Source organism: Thalassobaculum sp. (assembly GCF_965223715.1).
Lineage (GTDB): Bacteria > Pseudomonadota > Alphaproteobacteria > Thalassobaculales > Thalassobaculaceae > Thalassobaculum.
This window is the reverse complement of record NZ_OZ245012.1, coordinates 3961546-3974589: the sequence shown is the minus strand read 5'-3', so window position 1 is coordinate 3974589 and position 13044 is coordinate 3961546. Positions and strand designations below refer to the sequence as shown.

The 13044-nt window shown below is 68.2% G+C and carries 15 protein-coding genes; 7 read left to right on the top strand and 8 right to left on the bottom strand.

The annotated features are described in order from the left end of the window. Window positions 1–8: 8 nt before the first annotated feature. On the bottom strand, window positions 9–1910 hold the full coding sequence (gene mnmG, locus ACOQOP_RS18430) for a tRNA uridine-5-carboxymethylaminomethyl(34) synthesis enzyme MnmG (RefSeq protein WP_420566548.1): 1902 nt from the start codon (window positions 1908–1910) through the stop codon (window positions 9–11). A 99-nt stretch (window positions 1911–2009) separates the two neighbouring features. After that, entirely contained in the window at window positions 2010–3341 is a 1332-nt protein-coding gene (gene mnmE, locus ACOQOP_RS18425; RefSeq protein WP_420563274.1) for a tRNA uridine-5-carboxymethylaminomethyl(34) synthesis GTPase MnmE, read from the bottom strand. A 52-nt stretch (window positions 3342–3393) separates the two neighbouring features. Here mnmE and ACOQOP_RS18420 point away from each other — a divergent pair, with 52 nt between their 5' ends. From ACOQOP_RS18420 to ACOQOP_RS18405, 4 genes are all read left to right on the top strand, one after another. Beyond that, window positions 3394–3864, top strand: a complete 471-nt coding sequence (locus ACOQOP_RS18420) for a methylated-DNA--[protein]-cysteine S-methyltransferase (RefSeq protein ID WP_420563273.1) — start codon at window positions 3394–3396, stop codon at window positions 3862–3864. Between the two features lie 120 nt (window positions 3865–3984). Continuing rightward, the gene (locus ACOQOP_RS18415) at window positions 3985–4680 is read left to right on the top strand and encodes a dienelactone hydrolase family protein (RefSeq protein WP_420563272.1); all 696 of its coding nucleotides are present in this window, start codon (window positions 3985–3987) and stop codon (window positions 4678–4680) included. A 109-nt stretch (window positions 4681–4789) separates the two neighbouring features. After that, complete coding sequence (locus tag ACOQOP_RS18410) at window positions 4790–5764, top strand: quinone oxidoreductase family protein (RefSeq protein ID WP_420563271.1); 975 nt, start codon at window positions 4790–4792, stop codon at window positions 5762–5764. Between the two features lie 113 nt (window positions 5765–5877). After that, window positions 5878–6255: an MmcQ/YjbR family DNA-binding protein gene (locus ACOQOP_RS18405; RefSeq protein WP_420563270.1), complete on the top strand. Its 378-nt coding sequence runs from the start codon at window positions 5878–5880 to the stop codon at window positions 6253–6255. Between the two features lie 3 nt (window positions 6256–6258). Here ACOQOP_RS18405 and ACOQOP_RS18400 read toward each other — a convergent pair whose 3' ends face one another. Further along, the gene (locus ACOQOP_RS18400; protein WP_420563269.1) at window positions 6259–7473 is read right to left on the bottom strand and encodes a murein transglycosylase A; all 1215 of its coding nucleotides are present in this window, start codon (window positions 7471–7473) and stop codon (window positions 6259–6261) included. Further along, complete coding sequence (locus ACOQOP_RS18395) at window positions 7457–8134, bottom strand: Tim44/TimA family putative adaptor protein (protein ID WP_420563268.1); 678 nt, start codon at window positions 8132–8134, stop codon at window positions 7457–7459. Before ACOQOP_RS18395 ends, ACOQOP_RS18400 begins: the two co-directional genes overlap by 17 nt. Before the next feature lie 187 nt (window positions 8135–8321). Between ACOQOP_RS18395 and ACOQOP_RS18390 the strand changes: the two genes are divergently transcribed. From ACOQOP_RS18390 to secB, 3 genes are read left to right on the top strand one after another with little or no spacing between them, the layout of a single operon-like run. Then, window positions 8322–8882, top strand: a complete 561-nt coding sequence (locus ACOQOP_RS18390) for an FxsA family protein (protein ID WP_420563267.1) — start codon at window positions 8322–8324, stop codon at window positions 8880–8882. A 6-nt stretch (window positions 8883–8888) separates the two neighbouring features. Continuing rightward, window positions 8889–9443 (top strand): histidine phosphatase family protein, encoded by a 555-nt coding sequence (locus ACOQOP_RS18385; protein ID WP_420563266.1) that lies wholly within the window; start codon window positions 8889–8891, stop codon window positions 9441–9443. Window positions 9444–9498: 55 nt separating this feature from the next. Next, a complete protein-coding gene (secB, locus tag ACOQOP_RS18380) occupies window positions 9499–9993 on the top strand; it encodes a protein-export chaperone SecB (protein WP_420563265.1) in 495 nt (164 codons plus the stop codon). A gap of 17 nt (window positions 9994–10010) precedes the next feature. Here the strand turns inward: secB and dnaQ are convergent, their stop codons facing one another. The 4 genes from dnaQ to ACOQOP_RS18360 are packed head-to-tail and all read right to left on the bottom strand — an operon-like array spanning window position 10011 to window position 12790. After that, the gene (dnaQ, locus tag ACOQOP_RS18375; RefSeq protein ID WP_420563264.1) at window positions 10011–10721 is read right to left on the bottom strand and encodes a DNA polymerase III subunit epsilon; all 711 of its coding nucleotides are present in this window, start codon (window positions 10719–10721) and stop codon (window positions 10011–10013) included. Beyond that, entirely contained in the window at window positions 10655–11332 is a 678-nt protein-coding gene (gene coaE, locus ACOQOP_RS18370) for a dephospho-CoA kinase (RefSeq protein ID WP_420563263.1), read from the bottom strand. The genes dnaQ and coaE overlap by 67 nt, the downstream gene beginning before the upstream one ends. Beyond that, on the bottom strand, window positions 11329–11970 hold the full coding sequence (locus ACOQOP_RS18365; protein WP_420563262.1) for a Maf family protein: 642 nt from the start codon (window positions 11968–11970) through the stop codon (window positions 11329–11331). The genes coaE and ACOQOP_RS18365 overlap by 4 nt, the downstream gene beginning before the upstream one ends. Beyond that, window positions 11963–12790, bottom strand: a complete 828-nt coding sequence (locus ACOQOP_RS18360; protein ID WP_420563261.1) for a pyruvate, water dikinase regulatory protein — start codon at window positions 12788–12790, stop codon at window positions 11963–11965. Before ACOQOP_RS18360 ends, ACOQOP_RS18365 begins: the two co-directional genes overlap by 8 nt. Window positions 12791–13044 lie beyond the last annotated feature (254 nt).

Below are 13044 nucleotides of genomic sequence, written 5' to 3'. Positions count from 1 at the left end.
GTCGTCGCTCAGGGAAAGGCGCTGCTGAAGCTCGGCGGGGGTCTCGCGGCGGACTTTTTGTCGGTCTTTTTCACGTGACGCAGCAGCGCGACCGTCGCCGCGGGCGTCATTCCGGGCAACCGACTCGCCTGACCGAGGGTGCGGGGCCGCTCGCGCGTCAGGAGCGCCCGAATTTCCGTCGAAAGCGAGCCGATGGACTCCGGATTCAGGTCGTCCGGCAGCTCCAGCGCCTCGTCCCGACGGTAGGCACGGATGTCGGCCTCCTGCCGATCGAGATATCCGGCGTATTTCGCCTCGGTCGCGATCTGCTCGGCGGTGGATTCCGGGATCTGACTCAGCTTTTCGGGCCAGGCGGCGACCAATCTGTTCCACGTGACGTCCGGATAGGACAGCAGATCGAGAGCCGAGCGGCGTTTGCCGTCCTGATTGACCGCGAATCCGAGTTTGGAGAGCACCTGGGGCGAGCCGCCGAGGGTCTCCAGTGTTTCACGTGAAACACACATCAGGGTCTGGCGGGCCTCGAAGGCGTCGCGCCGCACCGACCCGACGAGGCCGACGCGCTGTCCCATCGGGGTCAGGCGAAGATCGGCGTTGTCCGCGCGGAGCCGAAGCCGGTACTCGGCGCGGGAGGTAAACATACGGTAGGGCTCGGGCGCGCCACGGGACACAAGATCATCGATCATGACCCCGATATACCCGTCTGCTCTGTCTATATATAGTGCGTCATCCGAGCCGCTCGCTACCAGAGTAGCGTTGGTAGCAGCGACCAGTCCCTGGGCGGCGGCCTCCTCATACCCGGTCGTTCCGTTGATCTGACCGGCCAGATACAGGCCCGGCAGCGCCCTCACCTCCAGGCTTCGGGACAGCGCACGGGGGTCCACGTAATCATATTCGATGGCATAGCCGTATTGCAGAATGCGCGCCCGCTCGAGGCCCGGGATGGATGCCACGACCTGATCCTGGACATCGCGGGGCATCGAGGTGGAGATGCCGTTCGGATAGACGGTCGGATCGTCCAGGCCTTCCGGTTCCAAAAAGATCTGGTGCGTCTCCTTGTCGGCGAAACGGACGATCTTGTCCTCGATCGACGGGCAATAGCGCGGACCGGTGCTGCCGATCTGGCCGCTATACATCGGCGCGCGGTCCAGGTTCGCCCGGATCGCCGCATGGGTCGCCGCGTTCGTATAGGTGATGTGGCAGGGGATCTGCGGAACGGTGATCCGCTCCGTCAGCGTCGAGAACGGCTCCGGCGGGTCGTCGCCCGGCTGAACCTCCAGGCTGTCCCAGTCGATCGTCGTGCCGTCGAGACGCGGCGGCGTGCCGGTCTTCAGCCGGCCCAGCGGCAGGCCGAGCCGTTCCAGGGTCAGGGCGAGGCCGATCGCCGGCGCATCGCCGACCCGGCCGGCCGGCCGGCGCTCCTCGCCCAGATGGATCTCGCCCCGCAGGAACGTGCCCGTCGTCAGCACGACGGCCGCCGCGGTCAGCGCGCGCCCATCGGCCAGGATCACCCCCGCGCAGCGCCCGTCCTTGACGATCAGATCGTCGACGCCGCCCTCGACAATCGACAAGGAGTCGAACTCGGCCAGGATCTCCTGAATGGCCGTGCGATACAGCGCCCGGTCGGCCTGGGCCCGCGGGCCCCGGACGGCGGGACCCTTGGAGCGGTTCAGCATCCGGAACTGGATCCCCGAGCGATCAATCGCCCGGCCCATGATGCCGTCCAGGGCGTCGATCTCGCGAACCAGATGCCCCTTCCCAAGCCCGCCGATCGCCGGGTTGCAGGACATCACGCCGATCGTGTCGCGCCGATGGGTGACCAGCGCCGTGCGCGCGCCCATGCGGGCGGCCGCGGCCGCCGCTTCCGAGCCGGCGTGGCCTCCGCCGACGACGATGATGTCAAAGGAGTTCATGGCCACCAGATACGCAGCCCTGCCGCCGCTGTCAAAGGTCGCGCGCGATCTCGCCGGCATCGAGCCTGTTTCACGTGAAACGGCCGGACGATGACCAAGCTATTTTCCCAGGCAGAACTCGCCGAAGATCCGGTCGAGGATCTCCTCCACATCCACCCGGCCCAGGATCCGGCCCAGGGACGCGGCGGCGATCCGCAGATCCTCCGCCGCGATCTCCAGCGGCGCGCCGCTCTCCAGCGCAGCGCTGCCCCGGCCCACCGCCTCGCGCGCCATCACGACCGCATCGCGATGCCGCGCCCGGGTCAGCGCCACCGAGCCGACCCGGTCCATCCACTGCGCCATGGCCGTCTCCAGCGCCTGGAAGAAAGCCGGGGCGCCTTCCCCCGTCCAGGTGGACAGACCGATCCAGGGCTCCGGAACCGCGCCATCGACCAAATCGATCTTGGTGGCGACGGGCAGCACGTTGTCCCGCTCCAGATAGGCCCCCATGGCGGCACGGCCGGCTTCGCCCTGCGTCGCATCGGCCAGGACCAGGGACAGATCGGCCGCCTCGGCCCGGGCCAGGGCCCGGCGGACCCCTTCCGCCTCGATCTCGTCGGGGGTTTCGCGCAGTCCCGCGGTATCCGCTACCGTGGCCGCATACCCGTTGATATCGAGGTGAACCTCGACCACGTCCCGGGTCGTACCGGCCGTCGCACTCACAATCGCAACATCCCGTTTCGCCAACCAGTTAAGCAGGGAGGACTTGCCTGCATTCGGCACTCCCACGATGGCGATCCGCAGCCCCTCGCGCACCCGCTCGGCCCGACTACCATCCGCCAGGGCCATGGCCATCTCCGCGTCCAGCGAGGACAGGGCGTCGACGATCTCCCGATGCAGGGTCTCGGGCAGATCCTCGTCCGGAAAATCGATGAACGCCTCCAACCGGGCCATGGCGGCGACCAGTGTCTCGCGCCAGCCCTCCAGCGCGGCCGCCAGACCGCCCGTCGCCTGGGCAATCGCCTGGCGCCGCTGCGCGTCGGTCTCGGCATCCACCAAGTCGAGGATGCCTTCCGCCGTCGTGAGGTCGATCCGGTCGTTGAGGAAAGCCCGCCGGGTGAACTCCCCCGGATCGGCGAGGCGCAGACCGGGCAGGACGGAGAGCCGGTCGCAGACCGCCGCCACCACGGCCCGGCCGCCATGCAGATGCAGCTCCACCAGATCCTCGCCCGTGGCACTGGCGGGGCCGAGAAAGGCCACCACCATGGCCTCGTCCAGGACCTCTCCCCTGCTGGAGTCCTGCAGGACTCGCAGGGACAACCGCCGCGCCGGCGGCACGTCGCCCGCGAGGTCGCGCAGGGCGTCGAGCGCCGTCGGCCCGGAGATCCGCACGATTGCCAGGGCCGCCCGGCCGGGTGCCGTGGCCGGTGCGAAGATGGTATCCTGCTCCACCGTGTCAGCCTTATGCTGTCGATCCCGCGCCCGTCTTATCAGGCCCGTCCCCATGCCCGCCAGCGAACTCGACACCCCGGTCGGCCGCCTGCGCGCCGTCAGCGACGGCGAGGCCCTGGTGCGCGTCATCTGGATCGGCCGCGGCGACGGCCCTGCCCCGGAAGAGGATGCCGTTTCACGTGAAACGGTCCGCCAGCTCGACGCCTATTTCCACCACGGGCTGACGGTCTTCGACCTGCCCCTGCGGTTCCGCGGCGGCTCGCCTTTCGAGCGCAGCGTCTGGGAGGCGATGCGGGCGATCCCCTTCGGCGTGACCTGGACCTATGGCGACCTGGCCGAGCGGGTCGGCGGGGTGGCCCGGGCCGTGGGCGGCGCCTGCGGGCGCAACCCGATCCCGGTCGTCGTTCCCTGCCACCGCGTGGTCGGGTCCAGCGGCAAGCTGGTCGGGTTTTCAGGCGGGGCCGGCGTGGAGAGCAAGCGCCAGCTTCTGGATCTGGAGCGGGGCCAGACCTCGCTGTTCTGAGCCTCGCCGGTTTCGCCGATCCGGCGCGTTGTTCGCACCGGCCCTGCCCTGCTACGGTCGCGCCCAGACAAACCGGATCCTGAACAAGCCGGCCCCTCAAGCGAGACCAAGGGAGATCCCATGTCCACCGTTACCGTGACCGCCGCCGATGGCGGCAGCTTCAGCGCCTATGTCGCCAAGCCCTCGGCCATGCCGGCCGCCGCCGTGGTCGTCATCCAGGAGATCTTCGGCGTAAACCAGGTCATGCGCGACCTGACCGACGCCTATGCGGCCCAGGGCTATCTCGCCATCTGTCCGGACCTGTTCTGGCGCATCGAGCCGGGCATCGACATCACCGACAAGACCGAGGCCGAGTGGCAGAAGGCGTTCGACCTGTTCGGCAAGTTCGACGTCGACCTCGGGGTCAAGGACCTGATCGCCACCCTGAAGCACGTGCGCGGCATGGACGGCTGCAACGGCAAGGCCGGTTCCGTGGGCTATTGCCTCGGCGGCAAGCTCGCCTACCTCATGGCGACCCGCTCGGACGCGGACGCCAATGTGAGCTTCTACGGCGTCGGTCTGGACGAGCTGATCGGCGAGGCGGACAAGATCAGCAAGCCCTATCTGTGCCATGTGGCCGAGAAGGACGGGTTCGTGCCGCCGGAAGCCCAGGAGACCTTCGTGCCCGTACTGGAGGCCAACACACACGCCACGGTCCATGTCTACAAGGGCCAGGACCATGCCTTCGCCCGGGTCGGCGGACAGCATTACGACAAGGCGTCCGCCGACCTGGCCAATGGCCGCACGGCGGAGTTCTTCAAGACCCATCTGAGCTGAGAATTCCCGCGCCTTCGGGCAAGGGACTGGTGCCCGCGAGGACGGTTCACGCCTCGCGGCACCTGGCGTAGCCAAGCAAAACAAGAACAGGGAAGAGGGAGATCATCCCATGGTAAAAGCGATCCGCATGCATGAGCAGGGCGGCCCCGAGGTGATGAAGCTCGAGGATGTCGACCTGCCGAAGCCGGCCGCCGGCCAGGTGCAGATCAAGCACAGCGTCATCGGCCTGAACTACATCGACACCTATCACCGCTCCGGCCTCTACCCCCTGCCCCTGCCCTCGGGCATCGGCATGGAAGCCTCCGGCACGATCGAAGCGCTCGGCGACGGCGTGACCGACTTCAAGGTCGGCGACCGCGTCGCCTATGCCGCCCCGCCGCCGGGCTCCTATGCCGAGGCGCGGAACCTGGAGGCGACCAAGGTCGTGAAGGTTCCGGACAGCGTCAGCGACAAGCTCGCCGCCGCCATGATGCTCCAGGGCATGACCGTGCAGTACCTGATCCGGCAGATCTACAAGGTGGGTCCGGGCGACACGATCCTGATCCATGCCGCCGCCGGCGGCGTCGGCCTGATCCTCTGCCAGTGGGCCAAGCATCTGGGGGCCACGGTCATCGGCACGGTCAGCTCCGACGAGAAGGCCGAGCTGGCCAAGAAGAACGGCTGCGACCATCCGATCATCTACACCCGGGAGAACTTCGTGGACCGGGTGATCGAGATCACCGACGGCAAGAAGGTCCCGGTCGTCTATGACTCGATCGGCAAGGACACCTGGCCCATGAGCCTCGACTGCATCGCGCCCACCGGCATGATGGTGAGCTTCGGCCAGGCCTCGGGCCCGATCCCGCCGGTCGATCTCGGCATCTTCGCCGCCAAGGGCTCCCTGAAGTTCACGCGCCCGACCCTGATGACCTACACGGCCACCAAGGACCTGCTCGCCGCCTGCGCGGCCGATCTGTTCGATGTGGTCGGCAAGGGTGCCGTCAGTGTCGCGATCAACCAGGAATATGCCCTGGCCGACGCGGTCCAGGCGCATATCGACCTGGAAGGCCGCAAGACCACCGGCTCCACCGTTCTGTTGCCGTAACGAGCGGCCAAGTGTTTCACGTGAAACACGGAGTCCCGGCGTCCTGACCTTCGGAAGCCGCCATCGACCCCAGCGTCGGTGGCGGCTTTTCTCTTTCCGGACGGAGCCCCGCCATGAAAAAGGATGCGTTCGACGCCTTCTGTTCCTCGCTCCCCGCCACGTTCCACGTGGTGCAATGGGGCGGGGCCACGGTCTGGAAGGTCGGGACCGGAGAGCAGTCCAAGGTCTTCGCCATCGCCGGCTGGGGCGACGGCGCCCGCCCGGCCTATACGTTCAAGGTCTCGCCAATCGCCTACGAGATGCTCCGCGAAGAACCGGGGCTGCGCCCGGCGCCCTATCTGGCCTCACGCGGCATGAAATGGATCCAGCAGTACGGGTCGCCGGGGCTCGGCGAGGCGGACCTGAAGGCCTATCTGGCGGAATCCCACCGGCTGGCGTCCCGCAATCTCACGAAGAAACTGCAGCGCACGCTCGGGCTCAACCCGGCGTGAGGCTCAGCTTGCCGGCGGTGTGTCGGCCGCCGGGACCGCGTTCGGGTTGACCCCGACCGGCAGCAGCAGCCACATCCGGCCGCTCGCCGCCATGGCCCCCGCCCGGTCACCCGCGGCATCGCCGGAACCCCAGAAGAAGTCGCCGCGGATCGGCCCGCGGATGGCCCCGCCGGTATCCTGGGCGATCATCAGGCGCCGCAGCCCGCCGCCGTAATCGATATCCACCCAGATCGGCACGCCCATCGCATGCTTGGTGCGGTCGACGGCCAGGGACCGCTCGGCGGTCAGCGCCACGCCCTGGGCACCGATCGGCCCGTCCCCGGTCAGCTCGCGGAAGAAGATGTAGGAAGGGTTCAGGTTCATCACCGACTGCATCTGGCCCGGATGGGCGTCGAGCCAGGTGCGGATCGCCTGCATCGACATCTCCTCCTTCGGCACATGCCCCTCGCTGATCAGGTGGCGGCCGATGGGGAAGTAGATGTGCCCGTTATGCCCGTCATAGCCCACCCGGGTGCGGCTGCCGTCCGGCAGGCGGATCAGGCCGGAGCCCTGGATATGCAGGAAGAAGGCATCGATCGGATCGGCCAGCCAGACGATGGGCTGCACCTTGCCGTCCAGGGAGCCGGCGTCGATCTCCGCCCGGCTGTCATAGGGTTTCAGGCGGAACCCCTCCAGCCGGCCGGCGATCCGCTCGCCCTTCATGCTGTCGCGGAAATCGCCCAGATCGACCAGGACCAGGTCGCCCGGCCGGGGGTAGAGCGGCACGTCGTAGGTGGCGTTGGGGCGGCGTGCCCCGCGCAGTTCCGGCTCGTAATATCCGGTGAAGAGGTCGTCCTTCGGCGCGGCGTCGGAGGCCTGCCAGACCGTGAATTGTTCCTCGAAGACGGCACGCGCGGCCGCCGTGTCGCCGGGCTGCAACCGCTCCATCGCGTTACAGGCGGCCCGCCAGTCGCCCACCGTGCCGAAACGGGGTCCGGGATTCAGAGGGGTGGAATCGTCACTCCGCAGCATCCGCGAACAGGACTTGCGCATGGCGGGCACGGCCGCGGCCACGTCGTCCTGCGACCATCCGGGCAGGTCGGAGAAGCCGGCACGCTCCAGAAGCAGCGTGCCGCCATCGGGGGTCTCGGGCGGCTGATCGGCCGAACAGGCGGCCAGGACGCCGAGCAGCAGCGAGGCCGCGAGCGCCCGCAGGCCGGACTTATTCCTCGGGGACACGGGCGGCGACCAGCTCCCAGTTCGGGTCGCTGGACCGGACATCCCGCTCGAAGGTCCAGATGTCGGTGATGACCTCGATCTTGTCGGGATCGCCGTCGACCACGGCGCCGGCGGAATCCCGGGTCACCTTCACCTGCTCGGTCACGAACTCGACGGTCACACGGGCCTCGTGGCCGTCCAGCTCGGCAGCGGTGATCTCAGTCGAGCGGAAGCTGACGATGGTGGTTTCCTGGGTCTCGTTGGCCTGCTCGCGTTCCTCGATCGCCTGGACGAACCCACCGTAGAGCGGGCCGGAGATCAAGGATTTCAGGGTGTCGACGTCGCCGGCGGCATAGGCCTGGACGATCATCTCGAACGCGCCGCGGGCGCCGCCGACGAATTCCTTGTCGTCGAAACTGTCATCGGCCAGCTTGATCCGCATCAGACTGGCGGTCAGCGGGTCGCGCTCGTCGATCTCGACGGCTTCCTTGCCGGCGCGGTCGGGCAGGGAAATGACTTTATCCTGCTCGCTCTCATTGGCGGGCGGCGGCGCGCTGAACGGATCGGGGCGCTGCTTTTCATTTCCCGTGCGACGGCCGAGTACGCTGCGGAGCTTCAAGATCAGAAACCCAGCGATCATCGCGTAGAGGATGATTTCGAAGAGAGGAAAACTGGATCCCATGCCTGTTGCGCCCTCCGGGTGGACCAAGCCGCACCCGCCCGTTTAGAGTGCCCGCCCCGGACAGCGGTCGCCACGGCGGTCGCGGCGCCGGAGCATCCGACGAGATGCGGGCATCGCTTCGACGGCCATCGGGATACCATCCCGACGCCTCCGGTGTAGATAGGGCCTTGATATCCGAAGGGCAAGCATGGGCTTAGTCATTCTCCTGATTCTGATCGGCGTGCCGGCGGTCGAGCTCTGGCTTCTCATCGAAGTCGGCAGCGAAATCGGCGCCGCGGCGACCATCGCGCTGATCATCCTGACCGCCGTTCTGGGGACGCTGCTGTTCCGGATCCAGGGTCTCGCCACCCTCCAGCGGCTGCGCGGCCATATCGACCGGGGCGAGACGCCGGCGGTGGAGGTGGTCTCCGGCTTCGGGCTGCTGTTCGCCGGGCTGCTGCTGCTGATCCCGGGCTTCGCGACCGACGCGCTCGGCTTCCTGCTGTTCATCCCGCCCCTGCGGCGCTGGCTGGCCGGGTTGATCATCGGCTATATCGTCGCGCGGGGCGGCACCACGGTCTTCGTGAACCTGCGCGGCGGGCCGGGCGGACCGGGCCCCCATGGACCGGGACCCCGCGGGCCGGGCGGCCGGGGCGACATCATCGACGGCGAGTACGAGGACCTGTCCGACCGCGGGCCGACGGACAGCAAGCAGGAAGATACGCCATCCGACAGCACGCGCCCTCCCCTCGACCGCCCCCGGGACTGACCGACCATGTACCTGCTGCGCCACGGCGAGAGTGAGTTCAACGTCCACTTCTCCCGGACCCGGATCGATCCGGGCATCGAGGATCCCGCCCTGACCGATACCGGCCGGGCCCAGGCCGCCGCCGCGGCCGAGCATCTCGAGGGCCGCTCGATCCGACGGGTGGTGGCCAGCCCCTACCGGCGTGCCCTGCAGACCGCGGAGATCGTGGCCGGGCGGCTCGGCCTGCCGATCGAGATCGAGCCGCTGGTGCGCGAGCGCTGCTGGTTCGTCTGCGATGTCGGCACCCCGACCTCCCGCCTGCGCGCCGACTGGCCCGCCATCTCCTTCGGCGACCTGGCCGAGCGGTGGTGGCCGGAGGGCGGGGAGAACGAGGAGGAGCTGAGCGTGCGCTGCACCGCCTTCCGCGAGAAGCTGGATGCCGCGGAGCGCTGGGACGACACGGTCTTCGTCACCCATTGGGCGTTCATCCGCGGCCTGACCGGCATGACGGTGCCGAACGGAACGCTGCTGGCCCTCGACCGGTCCCTGGCCGCCACTATTGTCCACACCTCCCAGTCGTGATAGCGAAGCCGCAACCTATTCTGTCCGCTGACGGACCCTAGACCCGGGATTTTTCATGTCCGACACCCCTCTCGCCACCGAGCCCCAGCCGATGCAGGCGACGTCGATGCCGCTGCAGATCAATGCGCAGTACATCAAGGACTTCTCCTTCGAGAACCCGCGCGCACCGTCCAGCCTGCGTCCGCAGAGCTCGCAGCCGCGGATCGACGTGAATGTCGACGTCCAGGCATCCAAGGTCTCCAAGGACGAGGAGCTGTTCGAGGTGGTCCTGAAGATCACCGCGAGCGCAAAGGTTGAGGAAGACCCGCTGTTTCTCGCGGACCTGACCTATGCCGGCCTGTTCCGGCTGCAGTCGATGGACGAGGACTCGCTTCACGCGGTGCTGCTGGTGGAATGCCCGCGCCTGCTGTTCCCGTTCGCCCGGGCGATCGTGGCCGATGCCACCCGCGACGGCGGCTTCCCGCCGCTGCTGATCCAGCCGGTGGACTTCGCGTCCATGTACCGGCAGAGCAAGGAATCCTCGATCGGCGCGCCGGTGGCCTCCGCCTGATCGGCCCGAACCCGGTCTCAGTCCGCGCTGCCGGCGGTCCAGATCGGGTTCTTGATCTTCTCCAGGAAGGCGGCATGGGCTGCCGCCTCCTCCGCGCTCGGCGCATGGGGCCGGGGCTCGCGATAGACCCGCTCGATCTTCTCGACGGTCTTCGCAGCACCGCCGGCGCTCGACGTCCCCTTGCCGTCCTCGGCCGGCGGCGCCATCAGGTCCGGCTGCCGGCCGCCGATCAGCTCCAGATAGACCGAGGCGAGCAGATCGGCGTCGATCAGCGCGCCGTGGAGCGAGCGGTTCGAATTGTCGATCTCGAACCGGCGGCACAGGGCGTCCAGGCTGACCTGGGCGCCCGGATACTTGCGGCGGGCCAGCGCGACCGTGTCCAGCGCCCGGTCCATCGGGATCGGCGGCCGGCCCAGAAGCTGAAGTTCCTTATTGAGAAACTTCATGTCGAAGCTGGCGTTGTGGATCACCAGGGTCGCGTCGCCCAGGAACGCCATCACCTCGTCCACCAGGGCGCCGAAGGTCGGATGGCCCGACAGGAACTCCGCCGACAGGCCGTGCACCCGGAAGGCCTCCTCCGGCATGTCGCGTTCGGGGTTGAAGTAATGGTGCAGGGTGCGCCCGGTGGGAACGTGGTTGATCAGCTCGAGGCAGCCGATTTCTACGACCCGGTCCCCGGTCTCGGGGTCCAGGCCCGTCGTCTCCGTATCGAGCACGATTTCCCGCATGCGATCCTCTTTCCCTCGGCGCGGTCCCGCCGGAGCCGCGCCACCAGCCGCTTGACCGAGCGCATGGTATAGGCCCGTCCGAGGCCGGTGTGAATCACCCGGTCGGCCCGGCAGCGCTTCTCGGCATCCGGCATCTGCTTGGCCAGGATACTTGCCAGGCGCTCCCGCGTCATCCCGGGGCGGGCCAGAACCCGCTGGCGCTGGATGAAGCCCGGGGCGCTGACCACCGCGACCAGGTCGCACAGGGTGTGGGAGCTGCCTTCCAGCAGCAGCGGGACGTCCAGCACGACGATCGGACGGCGGTGCCGGCGGCACTGGCGCAGGAAGCGGCGGGTCCGCGCCCCGACCCGCGGATGCACGATCGACTCAAGCCGGCGCAGGGCGGCGGGATCGCCGAACACCCGCGCGCCAAGAGCCGCCCGGTCCACCGCGCCGTCGCGCACCGCCTCCGGGAAAGCGGCGGCGATGTCGTTCACGGCCTCCCCGCCCCGGCGCATGGTCGCGTGGACGGCGGCGTCGGAATCATGCAGCGGAATGCCCAGCCGCCGGAACATGACCGCCGTCGTGCTCTTGCCCATGCCGATCGAGCCGGTCAGGCCGATGACGATCATCGGGCCAGCACACCATGGGTCCGCAGGAACTCCAGCAGCTGAAGCAGCGGCAGACCGAGGACGGTGAAATAGTCCCCCTCCACCCCGGTGAAGAGCTGCGCCCCCAACCCTTCAAGCTGGTAGGCGCCGACCGAGGCAAAGACGTCCTCCCCGACCACGTCCAGATAGTGCTGGATGAAATCGTCCGAGAGTGGCCGCATCCGCATGGTCACGCTGTCCATGGCGTGCCAGATCCGGCTGCCCGCCCGGGCCACGACGACCGCCGTCACCAGGCGATGTGTCTTGCCGGAAAGGGCCCTCAGCGTCGCCTCGGCGTGGTCGCGGTCCACCGGCTTCTCGAACCATACCCCGCCGCAATCCAGCATCTGGTCGGAGCCGATGACCAGCGCGTCGGGATGCTTGCGGGAGATGGCGACGGCCTTCAGCTCGGCCAGGACCGTGGCGACATCCTCGGTGGTGGCGTTCTCCGCGCGCAGGGAATCCCGCACCGACCCCTCGTCCACGCCCGGCACGTCGATGGTGAACGGCACGCCCCCGTTGCGCAGGAGCTCGGCCCGGAACCGGCTGCCCGAGGCCAGGACAACCGAGGTCGTGGCCGCATTGGCGCCCAGGAGCTGGGGCTGCCCGGCCTCAGCCATTGCCGTTCTCCCGCGCTTCCAGATGCTGCAGCACCGCCGCCGAGGTCTCTTCGATCGATCGCCGGGTCACGTCGATGATCGGCCAGCCGTTGCGCGTGAACATGCGGCGGGCCTCGGCCACTTCCTTACGCACCTGCTCCATCGCCACGTAGTCGGTCTCCTCGCGCTGCTTGAGCATCAGCACCCGGTTTCGGCGGACCTGGATCAGCCGGGCCGGGTCGGTGGTGAAGGCGACCACGAGCGGTCGCTTCAGGTGGAAGATCTCGTCCGGCGGCGGCACGTCCGGCACGATTGGCACATTCGCCGTCTTGTAGCCGCGGTTGGCGAGATAGAGCGAGGTCGGCGTCTTGGAAGTCCGCGACACGCCGACGATGACGATATCCGCCTCCTCCAGGTCGTGCACCTGCTGGCCGTCATCATGGGCCAGCGTGTAGTCCATCGCCTCGATGCGGTTGAAATAGGCGGCATCCATCTCGTGCTGGCGGCCGGGCCGGGGATGGGACTCCCGGCCCATGTAGTTGGCGAGCGTCATCACGATCGGGTCGAGCACGGGCAGGCACGGCACCTCGATCCGCCGGCAGGCCTCCTCCAGCCGGCGCCGCAGCTCCGGATCCACCAGGGTGAACAGGACCGGGCCCGGATTGGCCTCCACCCCGGCGATCACCTTGTCCAGGTAGCTGCCGGTGCGCACCAGGGACCACACATGCTCCTTGGCGCGCACATCCTCGAACTGCACCAGGCAGGCGCGGGCGATCTGGTGGTTGGTTTCGCCGGTCGCGTCGGACACCAGATGGAGATGGAGAAGGTCGACGGTACTCATCCACCGACGCCCTGGGGAGAACTGCCGTGAGACGGGGGATAAGTCGGGCCGAAACCGAAGGCGTCGAAATTGCTCAAGGGTCACCTCGATTCACTGCCCCCATCTGTCCGGGGGTGGACAAGTTTATCGGGGCGGCGGGACAACGTCACCGCCCGCGCACTTGACCAGACTGTCCCCGTTATCCCCATGATTCAATTCCGTCGTGGAAGCCTGGGAAACCGGAGGACGCCGCTCGGTTTTCACGGGATCCCTCC